This is a genomic window from Type-C symbiont of Plautia stali (assembly GCF_059730935.1).
The window spans coordinates 2,772,093-2,788,934 of record NZ_AP035923.1; the positions used below are offsets into that span (position 1 = coordinate 2,772,093).

At 58.0% G+C, this 16,842-nt stretch carries 18 protein-coding genes; 7 read left to right on the forward strand and 11 right to left on the reverse strand.

Annotated elements, in window-relative coordinates; all coding sequences use genetic code 11:
• Position 1: 1 nt before the first annotated feature.
• The 4 genes from AC6I7J_RS13070 to mntR all read right to left on the reverse strand — a co-directional run bounded on the left by AC6I7J_RS13070 (position 2) and on the right by mntR (position 4,466).
• Entirely contained in the window at positions 2–1,570 is a 1,569-nt protein-coding gene (locus AC6I7J_RS13070) for a DHA2 family efflux MFS transporter permease subunit (protein ID WP_058757803.1), read from the reverse strand.
• Complete coding sequence (locus AC6I7J_RS13075; RefSeq protein ID WP_021508413.1) at positions 1,567–2,694, reverse strand: HlyD family secretion protein; 1,128 nt, start codon at positions 2,692–2,694, stop codon at positions 1,567–1,569. Before AC6I7J_RS13075 ends, AC6I7J_RS13070 begins: the two co-directional genes overlap by 4 nt.
• A 182-nt stretch (positions 2,695–2,876) precedes the next feature.
• Positions 2,877–3,986 carry an SLC13 family permease gene (locus tag AC6I7J_RS13080; protein WP_058769512.1) on the reverse strand — a complete coding sequence of 370 codons (1,110 nt, stop codon included), beginning with the start codon at positions 3,984–3,986 and terminating at the stop codon, positions 2,877–2,879.
• 21 nt (positions 3,987–4,007) lie between these two features.
• Positions 4,008–4,466: a manganese-binding transcriptional regulator MntR gene (mntR, locus tag AC6I7J_RS13085; protein ID WP_021508415.1), complete on the reverse strand. Its 459-nt coding sequence runs from the start codon at positions 4,464–4,466 to the stop codon at positions 4,008–4,010.
• Between the two features lie 264 nt (positions 4,467–4,730).
• Between mntR and AC6I7J_RS13090 the strand changes: the two genes are divergently transcribed.
• Positions 4,731–4,925, forward strand: coding sequence for a hypothetical protein (locus AC6I7J_RS13090; protein ID WP_021508417.1), 195 nt, complete (start codon positions 4,731–4,733; stop codon positions 4,923–4,925).
• A 146-nt stretch (positions 4,926–5,071) separates the two neighbouring features.
• On the opposite strand, the gene ompX is transcribed toward AC6I7J_RS13090, so the two are convergent.
• Positions 5,072–5,584, reverse strand: coding sequence for an outer membrane protein OmpX (gene ompX, locus AC6I7J_RS13095; protein ID WP_031279869.1), 513 nt, complete (start codon positions 5,582–5,584; stop codon positions 5,072–5,074).
• 503 nt (positions 5,585–6,087) lie between these two features.
• Between ompX and rhtA the strand changes: the two genes are divergently transcribed.
• From rhtA to glnQ, 5 genes are all read left to right on the forward strand, one after another.
• A complete protein-coding gene (gene rhtA, locus AC6I7J_RS13100; RefSeq protein ID WP_031279870.1) occupies positions 6,088–6,996 on the forward strand; it encodes a threonine/homoserine exporter RhtA in 909 nt (302 codons plus the stop codon).
• Between the two features lie 294 nt (positions 6,997–7,290).
• Positions 7,291–7,794 (forward strand): DNA starvation/stationary phase protection protein Dps, encoded by a 504-nt coding sequence (dps, locus tag AC6I7J_RS13105; protein ID WP_021508421.1) that lies wholly within the window; start codon positions 7,291–7,293, stop codon positions 7,792–7,794.
• A 311-nt stretch (positions 7,795–8,105) separates the two neighbouring features.
• A complete protein-coding gene (glnH, locus tag AC6I7J_RS13110; RefSeq protein ID WP_021508422.1) occupies positions 8,106–8,852 on the forward strand; it encodes a glutamine ABC transporter substrate-binding protein GlnH in 747 nt (248 codons plus the stop codon).
• 86 nt (positions 8,853–8,938) lie between these two features.
• Positions 8,939–9,598 (forward strand): glutamine ABC transporter permease GlnP, encoded by a 660-nt coding sequence (glnP, locus tag AC6I7J_RS13115; RefSeq protein WP_021508423.1) that lies wholly within the window; start codon positions 8,939–8,941, stop codon positions 9,596–9,598.
• Positions 9,595–10,317 (forward strand): glutamine ABC transporter ATP-binding protein GlnQ, encoded by a 723-nt coding sequence (gene glnQ, locus AC6I7J_RS13120; protein ID WP_021508424.1) that lies wholly within the window; start codon positions 9,595–9,597, stop codon positions 10,315–10,317. The genes glnP and glnQ overlap by 4 nt, the downstream gene beginning before the upstream one ends.
• A gap of 66 nt (positions 10,318–10,383) precedes the next feature.
• Here glnQ and rlmF read toward each other — a convergent pair whose 3' ends face one another.
• Positions 10,384–11,310 (reverse strand): 23S rRNA (adenine(1618)-N(6))-methyltransferase RlmF, encoded by a 927-nt coding sequence (gene rlmF / locus AC6I7J_RS13125; protein ID WP_498005887.1) that lies wholly within the window; start codon positions 11,308–11,310, stop codon positions 10,384–10,386.
• A 179-nt stretch (positions 11,311–11,489) separates the two neighbouring features.
• Here rlmF and AC6I7J_RS13130 point away from each other — a divergent pair, with 179 nt between their 5' ends.
• Entirely contained in the window at positions 11,490–12,119 is a 630-nt protein-coding gene (locus AC6I7J_RS13130; protein WP_021508426.1) for a flavin reductase family protein, read from the forward strand.
• 33 nt (positions 12,120–12,152) lie between these two features.
• Here the strand turns inward: AC6I7J_RS13130 and AC6I7J_RS13135 are convergent, their stop codons facing one another.
• Genes AC6I7J_RS13135 through AC6I7J_RS13155 form a run of 5 tightly spaced genes read right to left on the reverse strand, consistent with a single transcriptional unit; the run spans position 12,153 to position 16,759 of the window.
• Positions 12,153–13,637 carry an HAL/PAL/TAL family ammonia-lyase gene (locus tag AC6I7J_RS13135; RefSeq protein WP_498005889.1) on the reverse strand — a complete coding sequence of 495 codons (1,485 nt, stop codon included), beginning with the start codon at positions 13,635–13,637 and terminating at the stop codon, positions 12,153–12,155.
• On the reverse strand, positions 13,634–14,434 hold the full coding sequence (locus AC6I7J_RS13140; RefSeq protein ID WP_498005891.1) for an ABC transporter ATP-binding protein: 801 nt from the start codon (positions 14,432–14,434) through the stop codon (positions 13,634–13,636). The genes AC6I7J_RS13135 and AC6I7J_RS13140 overlap by 4 nt, the downstream gene beginning before the upstream one ends.
• A gap of 1 nt (position 14,435) precedes the next feature.
• Entirely contained in the window at positions 14,436–15,164 is a 729-nt protein-coding gene (locus AC6I7J_RS13145) for an ABC transporter permease (RefSeq protein WP_104187034.1), read from the reverse strand.
• A gap of 11 nt (positions 15,165–15,175) precedes the next feature.
• Positions 15,176–15,895: an ABC transporter permease gene (locus AC6I7J_RS13150; protein WP_455932520.1), complete on the reverse strand. Its 720-nt coding sequence runs from the start codon at positions 15,893–15,895 to the stop codon at positions 15,176–15,178.
• Between the two features lie 12 nt (positions 15,896–15,907).
• Entirely contained in the window at positions 15,908–16,759 is an 852-nt protein-coding gene (locus AC6I7J_RS13155) for a transporter substrate-binding domain-containing protein (protein ID WP_058775333.1), read from the reverse strand.
• Positions 16,760–16,842: the final 83 nt, after the last annotated feature.

The window sequence follows — 16,842 nt, forward strand, 5'->3', positions numbered from 1 at the left end:
GTTAATGCGCTCCTGCACTGCCTTCGCTCTTGATCGGCGAAAGCAACCAACAAAAAGGAATCAATAGCACGGCGACAATGCTCAGGCCCATGAACACGTCGATGTAAGCCAGAATACGCGCCTGGGCAATCATCTCCTGATAGAGCTGACCGCTGGCCAGCGTCAGCGGATCGCCCACCGCACTGGTAAAGTCACGAATCGCCTGCGCCCAGTGCTGCAGCGTGAGGTTGAACTGCTCATTGAGCGGCGACATGTTGTGCACCATGTGGGCCGATCGCACCTGTTCACGTTCGGTGATGCCAGCAGTGGCCAGCGAGATGCCGATCGAACCGGCCACGTTACGGAACATGGTGAACAGCGCGGAGGCATCCGCATTCAGGCGCTGCGGCACGGTGATAAAGGCAATGGTGGTGAGCGGCACAAACAGGAAGCCGAGGCCAATCGACTGCGCGCTGCGCATCAGCACCAGCGTGGTGAAATCCACGTTGGGCGTCAGGGTGCTGGAATAGAAGAAGGCCAGCGCCAGACAGGTAAAGCCAAAGGCGATGATGTAGCGCGTCTGCACAATCGGCATCAGCTTCAGCACCAGCGGGATGGTGAGCACGATCAGGACCGCGCCGGGCGACAGCACCAGCCCGGACCAGGTGGCGGTATAACCGAGATCCTGCTGCGCCAGCTGCGGTAACACCACCGAGCTGCCATAAAGAATCATCGCCATGCCCGCCATCAGCAGACCGGCCACCCAGAAGTTGCGATCCTTCATCACCGTGATATCCACCACCGGCTTGCGCGCATACAGCAGCCAGTAAACCGCACCGACGATGCCGACGGCCGCCAGCATGGCAAACAGGCGAATGAAGTGTGAAGCGAACCAGTCTTCATCTTCACCGCGATCAAGGAACACCTGCAAACAGCCGAGACCCAGGGTAATCAGGCTGATACCGATATAGTCGATTTTCAGCCGGCCCTTCGCCCACTTGCGCTCCCACGGCGGATCTTCCAGCAGCTGATAGATCGCCAGCACCGTGAGAATCCCCACCGGAATATTGATAAAGAACACCCAGCGCCAGCTGTAGTTGTCGGTGATCCAGCCACCGAGCGTCGGGCCAATTACTGGCGCAACAATAATGGCAATCGATGACAGGCCAAAAGCCTTGCCGCGATCTTCCGGCTTGAAGTAATCCAGCAGCACCGACTGCTGCACCGGTTGCAGCCCGCCGCCGAAGAAGCCCTGCAATACGCGGAAAAGAATGATTTGCCACAGCTCGGTGGCAATGCCGCACAGGAAGGAGCAGATGGTAAACATCACGATGCAGATCAGGAAGAACTGCTTGCGCCCAAACAGGCGGCTGAAAAAGGCCGAGATCGGCAGCACAATGCCGTTGGCAACCAGATAGGAGGTCAGTACCCAGGTGGATTCATCGTAGCTGGATGACAGCGACCCGGCGATGTGCGGCAGCGCGACGTTAACGATGGTGGTGTCCAGAATTTCCATGAACACCGCCAGCGTTACCGTGATGGCAACCAGCCAGGGATTGCTGGCCGGACGCCAGCTTTCGCTCGCACTCATTCCACCGTCACCTTCGGTTCAACCGACAGGCCAAGCGGCAGCGGATGATTCGGGTCGAGTCCTTTATCAATCACAATTTTCACCGGCACGCGTTGCACAATCTTCACGTAGTTACCGGTGGCGTTCTCGGCCGGGAAGGTAGAGAAGCGCGAGCCGGAGCCCATCTGCACGCTGTCGACGTGCCCTTCCAGCTTCATGTCCGGCCAGGCATCAACGCCAATCTCCACTTTATCGCCCGGATTCATGCGCGCCAGCTGCGACTCTTTGAAGTTGGCGGTGATCCAGATATCCGGCGATACCAGCGAAAACAGCGCGCTGCCGGCCTGCACCAGCGTACCGGGCTGCACGTTGCGTTTGGTGACGAAACCGTCATACGGCGCGCGTACTTCGGTGTAAGAGAGGTTAAGCTCGGCAGTGTTGAGCTGAGCCCGGGCTTGTTCGACCTGCTGCTGCCGCGCTTCGACATTGGTTTCCTGCTGGCGAATCTGCAACTGCACCTGCGAGGCCACTTCGACCTGCGCTTTGGCGCTCTGCAGCTGCGCTTCAGCCGAGCGTAACTGCGCAGCGGCGGTATCAATGTTGCGCTGCGAGGTTGCGCGCGGGTCAACACCGCGCTGACGACGGTAATCCGCCTGCGCATTGAGTAAATTGGCCTGCGCCCGCGCCTGGTCGGCCAGCGCCTGATCGCGCTGCGCCGGATATTGCACCCGTGCCAGCGCCAGCTGCGCCTGCGCCTGATGCAGCTGCGCCTGCGCCAGACCGAGCTGTGCTTTGGCCTGATCGCGCTGTGCGGCGTTATCACGCGGGTCGATCAGCACCAGCAGATCGCCTTTCTTCACCCGCTGGTTATCTTTTACCAGCAGCTGCACCACGTAGCCCGACGCTTTGGGCGCGATGGTCACGGCATCGCCTTCGGTGAACGCATCGTCGGTGGTTTCAATGTTGCGCGTGCTAAACCAGAACCAGAATCCCACCAGCAGCATAATCACCACCACAATCGCCAGAATGATCAGCGGCTTTTTGCCGGGGCGTTTACGGGGTGATTGCTCGTTATCCTGACTGGAATCTGACGTGTTGTTGTCTTTTTGCTCATCGGCGGATGGCGGATTGTGGTTTTCACTCATAATTTGTCATCACTGGCTGGTAATCCCGATCCCCGGGCGAAACGGTCAACTTAACCTTAGATGGGAAATTGACAAATGCCAGTGTAACTTTACATAAGCTAACATCCGACGCATTTTCTGCCACATCACTTAACGCGCTGATAAATCAGCGCGTCTTGCAAAGGCGGACAGGTTGGTCAGGGTTAGCGCAGCAGCTGTAACAACAGCCAGCCGCACAGCATCGACCAGGCAAGCATCGGCAGGGAAAACAGATGGAAACGCCACCACACTTTGGCGTCCTGTGCCATGCGCAGCGCAATCAGGTTGGCCAGCGATCCCGGCAGCAGGCCAAAGCCGCCGATATTCACCGCCCAGGCCAGCACTTCGGAAGGCGGGACTTTTTGTAACAGCAGAATAGTGGCCGGCACGTTGCTGATCACCTGCGACAGGCCAATCGCCAGCAGATAGATACCGCCCTCGCCCAGCTGACCGATGGCGGCAAAATGCGGCTGCAGAATCGGCAGGTGCATCAGTAAAAAGACATCAATGAACATCGCCACGAACACCAGCAGCAGGCTCCAGTCGATGGTCGCCAGCACCTGACGCGCCATCAGCAGAAAACAGCCCGCCACCAGCAGCAGCGCCCAGCCGGTGAGTTTCAGCTCCAGCGCGACGATAAACACCACATACAGCAGGACGCTGACGATAAACAGCGGTTTCTGCCACTGCTGATTGCCTGGCGCATCATGCTTCTCAATGCTGCGCGCCGGGAAGCTAAACCACGTCAGCACCACCAGCGTCAGCATCAGCATCGCCGCCAGCGGCGCCATCTGACCGATAAAACCGGCCACGCTGAGCGTGCCGTGGCTCCACAGCAGGATGTTTTGCGGGTTGCCGACCGGCGTCAGCAACGAGCCGGCGTTGACCGCCAGCGCTTCAAAGATGATCAGCCGGGAGATGGGCAGGCGCGAGAACTTGCGCAGCGTCAGCGTAAGCGGCACCAGGATAAACAGCGCCACATCATTGGTCAGGAAGGTCGAGAGCAGCGCCGCCGCACACACCATAAACAGCGCCAGCGTGCGTTCGTGCTGGAAGCCCTGCGCCAGCCGCGCACCGAGCACATCAAAATAGCCGCTGTTTTCCAGCCCTTTTGTCAGCATCAGCAAACCGGTGAGCGTCATGATGGTGTGCCAGTCAACGGCGGCGGGCAGCTGCGGCCAGCGGTAATCCGCCAGCGGCAACAAAATCACGCCCAACAGCAACAGTAAATGCAAAACGCGGTCACGCATTAAGGAACGAAGCACGATGGGCATGATGGCAGAAGGCCTTGTAGGTTAGCGATTCTCGTAAAATTTCTGGAACACGGCGAGGGTTTCATCACTGACGTGATGCTCGAGCCCTTCGGAATCCCGGCGGGCGGTTTCCGGGCTGACGCCCAGCGCCAGCAGAAAGGTTTCAACGATATGATGGCGCACGCGGCTGGCTTCAGCCAGCTTCTCGCCTTCCGGAGTGAGGAACACGCCGCGATACGGCACCTGCTCAACCAGACCGGTGGTACTGAGACGCTTCAGCATTTTGGCCACGGTCGGCTGCGAAACGCCCAGGCGTGCCGCCATGTCGACCTGGCGCGCCTCGCCAAATTCACGAATTAAATCAGAGATTAACTCAACGTAATCATCAATCAGCTCACGGCGATGCGCTTCGCGTACCTGGCGAAATCCTTCGACATGCTCCTCAATATCTTTCAGCGGCCCCTGGGGCATGTGGGTGGCGCTTTTCGCACGACGACTCATTCAGCTTCCTCTTTATTATCTGCCGCACTTTACCTGCGGTGCGGGCTGGCTGCGCTCATTGTAAACCAGGCACAAATAAGCACAAATTTTTCCTGAATAGTGTTGGCTAAAGAGTATAGCCAGTGCTATCTTTGTACATGTTGTAAGCGAATAGCCTACAAAGGAGGCAACGATGAACGAACCCTGGCTGTTGCTGCTCCTTTTCCTGCTGTTTATTGCAGGGCTGTGCTTACTGTTGGGTTACCCGTTTTCCAGGAGGTAAAGATGAGCACGATGAAAAGCTGCCTTGACTGCGGCAAATGCTTCCAGACCGTACAAAGCAAACCGGCTTTTGAGCTGAAGTCGCTGTTGTGTCTGTTTAGCCGCTCGCCTTTTGCCCTGCGCCTGATGCTGCTTGAGAAACTGACCGGCAAAAAAATCGCCGCGCAGCCCTGCCCGAATCTGATCTGGCGCGGCTGAGTTTCCTCAGGGCTTCACAGTCTGACCCGCTGCCTGCAGCGGGTTTTATTTTGCCTGCGAAAAACGCCCTTCACGGCAGCGTTTGCAGGCATAAAAAAACGGCCCGTAAAGGGCCGTTTCTGTGCAACTCTGGTCTAAGCAAAAACTTAGAAGCTGTAACCTACGCCAGCAATCCAGGTGCCCACGTCGACGTTACGGATGCGGCTCTGCTCGTAGCCCACGTCCAGAGCAACGTTCTGGATTGGGTTGAACTGCATACCTGCGCCGTAAGAGAAGCCTACGTCGCTGCTGTCGGTTTTAGACTGACCGGCAGTCTGGTTCTGCTGGTATTTGCCGTAGCCGATACCTACTACGCCGTAGATGCTCGCCCAGTCGTTCAGACGGTAAGCCGGACCACCGGTGATGCCGTAGTACTGACCTTTGTTGTACACGCCATCTTCAGTGCGATCTTTTTCGGTGTAGGTGAAAGAACCGATCCAACCCAGTGGGTTAGAACCGTCTTCGTAGCGGTATTTCAGGTTGAAGCCGTTAGCTTTGTTAGCAACGCCCTGATAGTCGCTCTGCGCGTAGCCGGCAGAAACGGTGCTCTGTGCCATGGCGGAACCAGCGGAAACTGCCAGTACACAAGCCAGTGCTGAAAGACATGCAATTTTTTTCATAACCACCTCAAATGTGAATATACTTCTCTCCTGACAACGCTAAAAATATAACAAAACTTAGCAAGAAACTCTGCCCGCATTTTGTTGTCTAACAGATTGTTTGGTGTAACAGAAAGTTAATGAACTTTCCTATGTCATTCATTTTTCTTATAAAAAGCATCATCTTTCTGCAATAATCCTGCGCACAGAAAATTATCGGTTTAAGTAAATTCCTAAACTAACCTGACATTTCTTTACGGAAATGGCCCTGAAAACGGTGTTTTTTCAGCCAGTCGCTGGTGCATTTTTTCCGCCGTCGCGCTTTATTCGCCGGAAATTTCGCCCGAAAAGCGGTGTGAATGAGGCATCACTGACGCCAGATGATGCGAGGCGGTCGCGCCCGATGATAAAGCGGTGACAGAAACCCTGCACCATTGCCTCAGCCGCCTCCTTATTTCCCGCCGATTGCTTTACACTGGCTGCCCGTTGCCTGGTTATTCATCATCACAGGAATTGATCACAGGATGTCTGCACCTCTTTCCCACCCCAAACTGGCGCCGGTAGTGCTGCCGGTTGCCGTATTACTGATCGCCATGCTGTCGCTGCAGGGCGGCGCATCGCTGGCGAAATCGCTATTTCCCACCGTCGGTGCGCCTGGCATTACCGCGCTGCGTCTGGGACTGGGCACGCTCATCCTGTGCGCGATTTTCAAACCCTGGCGCCTGCGCTTCAGTGCAAAGCAGCGCAAGCCGCTGCTGATGTATGGACTGGCGCTGGGCTGCATGAATTACCTGTTCTATCTCTCGATCCGCACCGTGCCGCTGGGTGTGGCGGTGGGGCTGGAGTTTCTCGGCCCGCTGACGCTGGCGCTGGCCGGCGCACGCCGTCCGCTGGATTTTCTCTGGGTGCTGCTGGCGGTCACCGGCCTGTGGTTCCTGCTGCCGATTGGTCATGGCCTCAGCCATATCGATCCCACCGGCGCGCTGCTGGCGGTGGGTGCCGGCGCCTGCTGGGCGGTCTATATTCTGGCGGGCCAGCGGGCAGGCGCCGAACACGGCCCGGCCACGGTGGCAATGGGCTCGCTGATCGCCTCAGTGATTTTTGTGCCGCTCGGTCTGACCTTTGCCGCGCCCGGTATCTGGCAGTGGGAAATTCTGCCGCTGGCGTTGCTCATCGCCCTGCTCTCCAGCGCCATTCCGTACTCGCTGGAAATGATGGCGCTGACGCGTCTGCCGGCGCGCATTTTCGGTACGCTGATGAGTCTGGAACCGGCGATGGCGGCGCTCTCCGGCATGCTGTTCCTCGGCGAGCTGCTGACGCTACAGCAATGGCTGGCGCTGCTGGCGATCATCGCCGCGTCTGCCGGCTCGACGCTCACCATGAAACAGAAAGCGGCACATATAAATGAAGTGGATATCAACACGCCGCAATAAGCCGTACAGGTCAGCCGGTTATTTAACCGGCTGTATATAGACACATTCTCATTATCATTTCTTAAATAGCCACACGGTAAGCTGTTATTATTTTGCAACATGATAGAAAAATAATTAACACACACCATAACCATCTGATTTCAATCAATTTTAATAAAACCGCTATTTTCGCGGCTTAACATTAAGCTTTAGCTATTCCTGTCATTGATTTAATCAATCCTGCAGAGCGAAAAACTGCTGCTATACTTATTCCCGTGCTTGATTAGGACAACCATCAATAAGAGGACATTAATGATGAGTACCGCAAAACTGGTTAAAACAAAATCTTCCGATCTGATTTATACCCGCAATGACGTGGCTGATAGCGAGAAGAAAGCTACCATCGAGGTGCTCAACCGTCTGGTCGTGGAATTTATTGACCTGTCGCTGATCACCAAGCAGGCGCACTGGAACATGCGTGGCGCGAACTTCATTGGCGTACATGAAATGCTGGATGGCTTCCGTACCGCGATTACCGATCACCAGGACACCATTGCAGAACGTGTGGTACAGCTGGGCGGCGTTGCGCTGGGCACCACGCAGGTGGTTAACGACAAGTCACCGCTGAAAAGCTATCCGCTGAATATTCACAGCGTACAGGATCACCTGAAAGCGCTGGCCGATCGTTACGCCGTCGTGGCTAACGATACGCGTAAAGCCATCAGTGAAGTGAAAGACGAAGATACGGCTGATATCTTTACTGCCGCATCGCGCGACCTTGATAAGTTCCTGTGGTTTATCGAATCAAATATCGAGTAATGCTCAAACAGGCGGGTTATCCCGCCTTTTTTATGCCTGCTACCCGCCCGGCTTTTTTGACGCCGTTAACAATTCCTTAATCCTTTCTTTCCCTTATTATCACTCTGATGCACACTGTGCCTGCACCACCACAGCACAATGCACCATTTTGGTGATTCATTATGGTGCAAACTTTTCCCGGCGTGCAGAATCGTGTCAGCCTGCCCCGGCAATCTGTTGATTTCCGCGTTTGAGAAAAGTTGGCATAATTTTTTCATATGATGAGCCGTACATCAGGCCACCAGGCCTGACGGGTAATAAGGAAAAAAATGATGAAGTCGTTGATTAAAGTCTCCGTGGCCGCGCTGGCGCTGGCCTTCTCGCTTTCCTCCACTGCAGCAGACAAAAAACTGGTAGTCGCTACCGACACCGCCTTCGTTCCGTTTGAATTTAAACAGGGCGACAAGTACGTCGGCTTCGATATCGACCTGTGGGACGCTATCGCTAAACAGCTGAAGCTGGATTACACCCTGAAGCCGATGGATTTCAGCGGCATCATTCCGGCGCTGCAAACCAAAAACGTTGACCTGGCGTTGGCCGGCATCACCATTACCGAAGAACGTAAAAAAGCCATCGAATTCTCTGACGGCTACTACAAAAGCGGCCTGCTGGTGATGGTGCGTAACAACGAAAACGACATCAAAGGCATCGACGATCTGAACGGTAAAGTGGTCGCAGTGAAAAGCGGCACCGGTTCGGTGGATTACGCCAAAGCGCATATCAAAACTAAAGACCTGCGCCAGTTCCCGAACATCGATAACGCGTACATGGAGTTAGGCACCAACCGTGCTGACGCCGTGCTGCACGACACGCCAAACATCCTGTACTTCATCCACACCGCTGGCAAAGGCCGTTTCAAAGCCGTCGGTGACTCCATCGAAGCGCAGCAGTATGGCATCGCTTTCCCGAAAGGCAGCGACGACCTGCGTGAGAAAGTGAATGGCGCGCTGAAAACCCTGCACGACAACGGTACCTACAACACTATCTATAAAAAATGGTTCGGCAGCGAACCTAAATAATTCAGGCCTGACGCCTTTTTATCAGCAGGGAGCTTTGTTCTCCCTGCTTTTTACATTTCCACTGCAACAGATTCTGGAGTCACACCATGGAGTTTGACTGGAGCGTCATCTGGCCCGCCTTACCGATCCTGATCGAAGGCGCCAAAATGACCCTGCTTATCTCGATCCTCGGCCTGATTGGCGGCCTGGTTATCGGCCTCGTAGCCGGTTTCGCCCGCGCCTACGGCGGCTGGATCACCAACAACATCGCGTTAGTGTTCATTGAACTGATTCGCGGCACGCCGATCGTGGTGCAGGTGATGTTCATCTACTTCGCCCTGCCGATGGCCTTCCCGGACCTGCGCATCGACCCGTTCACCGCCGCCGTCGTGACCATCATGATCAACTCCGGTGCCTACATTGCGGAAATTACCCGCGGTGCGGTGCTGTCGATCAACAAAGGTTTCCGTGAAGCCGGCCTGGCGCTTGGCCTGTCGCGCCGCGAAACGCTGCGCTACGTGATCATGCCGCTGGCGCTGCGCCGCATGCTGCCGCCGCTGGGTAACCAGTGGATCGTCAGCATCAAAGACACCTCGCTGTTCATCGTGATTGGCGTGGCGGAACTGACCCGTCAGGGCCAGGAGATCATCGCCGGTAACTTCCGCGCGCTGGAGATCTGGAGCGCCGTTGCCATCATTTACCTGGTTATTACGCTGGTGTTGAGCTTTGTGCTGCGCCGTATTGAGAAAAGGGTGAAAATCCTGTGATTGAATTTAAAAACGTCTCGAAAAACTTCGGCCAGACTCAGGTACTGCACGACATCAACCTGAAAATTAATCAGGGTGAAGTGGTGGTGATCATCGGGCCGTCTGGCTCCGGTAAATCTACCCTGCTGCGCTGCATCAACAAGCTGGAAGAGATCAGCAGCGGCGAACTGATTGTCGATGGCATGAAGGTTAACGATCCGAAAGTGGATGAACGCCTGATCCGTCAGGAAGCCGGTATGGTGTTCCAGCAGTTCCATCTGTTCCCGCAGATGAGCGCGCTGGACAACGTGGCCTTTGGTCCGATCCGCGTGCGCGGGGCGAAGAAAGACGCCGCACACAAACTGGCGCGTGAGCTGCTGGGCAAGGTCGGCCTCGCCGAGCGCGCGCACCACTTCCCTTCTGAGCTGTCCGGCGGCCAGCAGCAGCGCGTGGCGATTGCCCGTGCGCTGGCGGTGAAGCCGAAGATGATGCTATTCGATGAGCCTACCTCGGCACTCGATCCCGAGCTGCGTCACGAAGTGCTGAAAGTGATGCAGGATCTGGCGGAAGAAGGCATGACCATGGTGATCGTGACCCATGAAGTGGGCTTTGCACAGAAAGTAGCGTCGCGCCTGATCTTTATCGACAAAGGCACCATCGCGGAAGATGGCAATCCGGACGATCTGATCACTAACCCGCCGAGCGACCGTCTGCGTGAGTTCCTGCAGCACGTCTCTTAATACGGCGTAAAAACAACAAAGCCGCTGCGGATCCCCGTAGCGGCTTTTTTTTTACCTGAGCAGCGCTTAGCGTGCCAGCCGCTGCGCGCGCGTGGCGGGCGGTAAAAATGTCCAGGCGATAAAGCGGCTCTGCTTCTGGCCCTGCGCCATGTCGACGATGCGTACCTGATAAGCGTCGTGCGCCTTCAGCCGATCGCGCAGCTCGGGCAGATGCTCTTTGCGCGACACCAGCGAGGTAAACCAGACGATGCGATCGCCTAACGCGACGCTTTCATCGATCATCCGGCCGATAAACGCACGCTCACCGCCGTCGCACCACAGCTCGTTATGCTGACCGCCGAAGTTAAGCGGCGCCTGCCTGCTCAGGCCGAGATTGCGCACTTTACGCTGGCTGCCGGCCGCCGCATCGGCCGCCGAGGCATGAAACGGCGGATTACACAGTACCGCGTGATAGCGTTCGTTCTTGTGCACCACGCCAGCAAAAATCGCGCTCTCCTGCTTCTGACGGCGCAGGCGAATGGCGCGCTGCAGGCCGGGATTGCTGGCCACAATCTGACTGGCGGCGTTAACGGCGTCCGCGCTGATGTCGGTGCCGGTAAAGCGCCAGCCATACTCTGCGTAACCGATCAGCGGATAGATGCAGTTGGCACCGCAGCCAATATCCATCACGTCGAGATCGCGCGGCAGCACGCCACCGTTATCGCTGGCCAGCAGATCCGCCAGCGCATGGATATAGTCAGCGCGGCCCGGTACCGGCGGCGTCAGATAGTCTTCCGGCAGCTGCCAGTTCAGGTTATAAAACAGTTTCAGCAGCGCCTGGTTCAGCAGCAGCACCGCGTGCGGATCGGCGAAATCAACCGACAGCTCACCGTAACCGTTGGGGCGCACTTTTTCCGCCAGCTGCGGATGCGCGGCAGTCAGGGCAGCAAAATCATAACGGCCCTGATGGCGGTTACGCGGATGAAAGAGCGCGGTAGCGGCAGGCTTGTTCATAGATTCTCCGGACATTAATGCGCGCGTAAGATACGCTGGATGGCGGCAGCGCACAATCCGCCAGGAAAATTTAGTGCAACGAATTTAAATCTATTCTCCCTAAAACTGCATCCGCAATACTGCGTCCAGTCGCCAGCGCCGCCGGAACACGCAGTATCCAGGACGAATCAGGAGCGCAAATGCGTCAACGTTACACTTATCAGCCACGCAGTGGACACGGTCTGCCTCACGATCCGCTCAACGCCATCGTCGGACCGCGCCCGATTGGCTGGGTCAGCTCGCAAAGCGCCAGCGGCCAGCGCAATCTGGCGCCCTATAGTTTCTTTAACTGTTTTAACTACCATCCGCCAATCATTGGTTTTGCCAGCAGCGGCTGGAAAGACAGCGTGCAGAATATCAGTGAAACCGGCGAGTTCGTCTGGAACCTGGCGACGCGTCCGCTGGCAGAAGCCATGAATGAGAGTTCCGCCTCAGTACCGCCCGATCACGACGAGTTTGCCCTCGCCGGCCTGACGCCGCTGGCCGCTTCCCACGTTAACGTCAGCATGGTAGCGGAGAGCCCGGTCAACTTTGAGTGTCGCCTGACGCAGCTGATTCGCCTGCAGGATGCACAGGGAGGCGAGCTGGAGAGCTGGCTGGTATTGGGCGAAGCGGTGGCGATTCACATCGATGAAGCGCTGCTGGAGAACGGCATCTATCAGACCGCCAAAGCGCAGCCGATTCTGCGCGCCGGCGGTCCTTCCGCCTATTACGCCATCAGCGAAGATCAGCGTTTTGATCTGGTGCGCCCGGACGCGCGCCGCGGTTAAATCAGGACACTGGCGGCGCGTCACCTCGCGCCGCTAGCAGGCCAGCGTCTGTAATACCTTCACCGCCCGGGCTATCTCCGGTGCCAGCCAGCGATCCTCCTGCCAGGTAGCAACCTCAGCGCGCAGCGCGCGTAGCGCCCGGCCCGTGCCGCTGGCCAGCTGCGCCTCACCGTGAAAATCCAGCGCCTGCGCCGCCAGCAGGTACTCAATCGCCAGCACCTGCCAGAGGTTATTCAGCAGTCTGATCAGCTTGAGCGCCGCGCCGGTACCGAGGCTGAGGTGATCCTCCTGCAGTCCCGAGGTGACGTAATTGTCCAGCACCGCCGGCTGCGCCAGCTGACGATTCTCCGCGCACAGGGAAGCCGCCACGTATTGCGCGATCATCATGCCGGAGTTGACGCCCGGCTGCGCCACCAGAAACGGCGGCAGCCCGCTGACCAGCGGATTGACCAGCCGGTCCAGCCGGCGTTCGGCAATACTGCCGATCTCCGCCATGGCAATTGCCAGCAGATCGGCCGCCATGGCGACCGATTCACCGTGCGGATTGGCCTGCGACACCACGCGCCAGTTATCCGGCGTGCCCAGCACCAGCGGATTATCGGTGCAGGCATTCAGCTCGATCTCAACCTGACGCGCTACGTGGGCGAACTGATCGCGGCTGGCACCGTGCACCTGCGGCATCGAACGCAGGCTGAGCGCATCCTGGGTGCGTATGCCGCAGCTCGCCGCCAGCAGCGGGCTGTCGCTCAGCAGCGCACGCAGACGCTGACCGCTGTGCTGCATGCCGGGGCTGGCTTTCAGCGCAATCACCTCGGCATCAAACGCCGCCAGCTGACCGCGCAGCGCTTCGAAGCTCATCGCGCCGGTGACATCCGCGCAGTCCAGCAGCCGCGCCGCATCGTCCAGCGCCAGACAGCTCAGCCCGGTCATGCACGGCGTACCGTTGACCAGGCTCAGTCCCTCTTTGGCACCGGGGCGATACGGCTGTAAACCGGCCAGCCGCAGCGCCTGCTCCGCCGGCATCACCTGTTGCTGGTACTCAACGTCGCCCACGCCAATCAGCGCCAGCCCGATATGCGCCATGTGGGTGAGATAACCGACCGAACCCTGCGACGGCACCTGCGGCGTGATCTGCTGATTGAGCAGCGCCAGCAGATGCTGCACCAGCGCCACCGAAACGCCGGATTTGCCGTGGCTGTAGTTGGCGAGGGCCGCACACAGAATGGCGCGCGTCTGCTCGCGCGTCAGCAGCGGACCGACGCCGCAGGCGTGGCTCAGCAACGTATTGCGTGACAGCTGGCTGAGCTGGTCTTCCGGCAGCGTGATGTTACACAGCGCCCCCAGCCCGGTGTTGATGCCATAGGCAATCTGGCCGCTGGCAACGATCTGTTCGACGATCTCGCGACCGCGCGCAATGCGCTGCCAGGCGGCGGCGCTCAGCGTCAGTTCGGCGTTATGTCGCGCTACCTGTACCAGCGCCTGCCAGGTCAGCGGCGCATCGCCCCAGACGACGGTCATACTGGCTGCTCCGCGTGATGGCGCTGATGGCTGGAGATAAACTGCTTAAAGCGCGATGAACCGCTGGCGCCAAACATCGCTTCCGGCGTGCCCTCGCAATCGATGTTGCCCTGATGCATAAACACCACGCGATTAGAGACGTTGCGCGCGAAGCCCATCTCGTGCGTCACCACCAGCATGGTGCGCCCCTCTTCCGCCAGGCTGCGCATCACTTTGAGCACCTCGCCGACCAGTTCCGGGTCGAGCGCCGAGGTTGGCTCATCAAACAGCATCACTTCCGGATCCATCGCCAGCGCACGGGCAATTGCCACACGCTGCTGCTGGCCGCCGGAGAGCTGCGCCGGATAAAAATCCTTGCGGTTAAGCAGCCCGACGCGATCCAGCAACTGCTCTGCCTGGGCGATACAACTCTTTTTGTCGCGCTTCAGCACATAGTGCGGACCTTCAATCACGTTCTGCAGCACCGTCATGTGCGACCACAGATTGAAGCTTTGAAACACCATGCCCAGCCGCGAGCGCAGGCGTTCAATCTGCTTAGGATTCGCCGCCAGCTGATGACCGCGCGCGTGGCGCTTCATTTCAATGGTTTCGCCGCCGACGCTCACCACGCCGGCATCCGGCGTCTCCAGCAGATTGATGCAGCGCAGCAAGGTACTTTTGCCCGAGCCGCTGGCACCGAGAATTGAAATAACATCGCCCTGATGCGCCTGCAGCGAGATGCCTTTGAGCACCTCCATAGCGCCAAAGGATTTATGGATATCAGTGGCGGACAAGGTGACTGGTGAAGTGGAATGCATATTACTCTCCGGCAAGCGGTTTAACGGCGGGCAGCGGCTTTTTTTCAGCGCGGTGCACCGGGGTCAGACGGCGCTCTAACAGCGCGTACAGCTGGACGATAATAAAGTTGAGAATCAGGTAGATCGCCGCAGCGCAGACAAACACCTCCATGGTGCGATAGGTACGCTGGATTATCTGCTGCGCCACGCCGGTGACATCCCACACCGTGACCAGGCTGGCGAGCGCGGTGGATTTCACCAGCAGAATCGCCTCGGTGGAGTACGCCGGCAGCGCATAGCGCAGCATGATCGGCGCGATGATGCGGCGCAGCAGCAGCCAGCGTGACATGCCGCAGGCCAGCCCGGCTTCGACCTGACCTGCCGGCACCGCCAGCAGCGCACCGCGCAGGATCTCAGCGGTGTAAGCGGCGGTACACAGCGACAGCGCCAGCACCGCGCAGATAAACGGCTCGCGCAGAAACGGCCAGACGAAGCTGTGGCGAATCACGCCAAACTGGCCGAGCCCGTAGTAGATGAGAAACAGCTGAATCAGCAGCGGCGAGCCGCGAAACACCAGAATATAGCCGCGCGCAAAACCGCTCAGCAGACGCCAGTGGCTCATGCGCAGCGCCAGAATGCCCAGCGCCAGCAGCCCGCCGCAGACAAAGGCGCTGATAAACAGCCCGAGCGTCACCGGCAGCGCCGCGCTCAGCTTAAGAAAAGTGTCGGCAAGAAAAGCGAAGTCGATCATGCTGCTGCTCCTTAGTGCTGTGCCGCAGTGCGACTTTGCCATGCGCGGCCGAGGCGCGATTCCGCGCGGCGAAACGCATGGTTCGACAGCAGTGTCAGCAGCAGATAGCAGCCACCGCCAATCAAGTAAAAGGTGAAGTAATCGCGCGTTGACCCGGCCGCTACCTGGCTGGCGCGCATCAGCTCGACGATACCGGTCACTGACACCAGCGCCGAATCTTTCAGGCTCATCTGCCAGACGTTGGACATCCCCGGCAGCGCGTAACGCACAATCTGCGGGACGAGGATGCGCTGGGCGATGCGCCAGCGCGGCATCCCGATGGCCACCGCCGCTTCAACTTCGCCCTTCGCCAGCGCCAGGCGCGCAGCGCGATACACTTCACCCTGATAGGATCCGGAGATGAGCCCGATCGCCAGCGCGCCAATCAGGAACGGCGGCGCCTCGATAAAACCGTCTGCACCAAACAGCTGGCCGACCAGCGTAATCAACCCTGATCCACCGAAGTAGAACAGGTAGATCACCAGCAGTTCCGGAATGCCGCGAAACACCACGGAGTAGCTTTCACCCAGCCAGCGCAGCCAGCGCTGAGGCGATAGTTTCGCCGCCGCCACACCGGAACCGACCACCGCGCCAATCATCAGCGCCGCCAGCGACAGCAGCAGCGTGGTGCCGGCGGCGCTCAGAATCAGGCGACCCCAGCCATCAGCACCAAAACTCAGCAGGCTCATCATCTTTCACCTCACTTACGGCGTTACGTCAGTTTTAAACCACTTCTCGCTCAGCTTTTTCACCGTGCCGTCCGCCAGCGCAGCATGGATGGCAGCGTCGAGTTTGGCTTTCAGATCGTTATCGGCCATGCGCACGCCCATCGCTTCGCCTTCACCCCAGATCGGGCCGCCCAGCTGCGGGCCGCTGAACGTCAGGTTGCTGTTCTCTTTACGCGCCAGCATTGACTGCGCAAAGGTCTCGTCGTCAAACACCGCATCGATGCGGCCCGCCTGCAGGTCGAGAATCGCATCCGCTGAAGCGGTGTATTCGCGCACCTCGGCCACGTCTTTGAAGTATTTATCGATGAACGGCGTATACACGGTGCCTGACGCAATACCGATGGTTTTGCCCTTCAGCGCGGCTTTCAGCGGGGCGATGGCGGCGTTAATGGCGGCTTCATCATCGTGCAGTTTGATGATGTTCTTGTCGGCCGGCAGCAGCGGATTATCTTTGCTGGTGATGAAGGTCGCCGGCGTTGACGCGTACGGCGTGGTGAAGTTGACCACTTTTTTCCGGTCCGGCGTAATCACAATCGCATCCATGATGACGTCATATTTCCCGGCGTTCAGTCCGGCAATCATTCCGTCCCAGTTCTGCACCACCAGCTTGCACTGAATGCTCATGCGTTTGCAGAGATCTTCCATCAGTTCAGGTTCGAAGCCGCCCAGCTTGCCGCCCGGCAGCGTCAGGTTCCACGGCTCATAGCTGCCTTCAGTAGCGATGGTGATGGATTTCCACTCTTTAGCCTCGGCAGCCACGCCAGCCAGCATCAGGCTGGCAAACAGCGTGGTAAGGCAAAAACGGCGAAACGGGGCACGGTGTGTCATACGTCTTCTCCTGGTGGTTAACAAATCTGGCTGTCTCTGTTGGCTGATACAGCGCAAATGACATTTCATGTATATACAAGTTA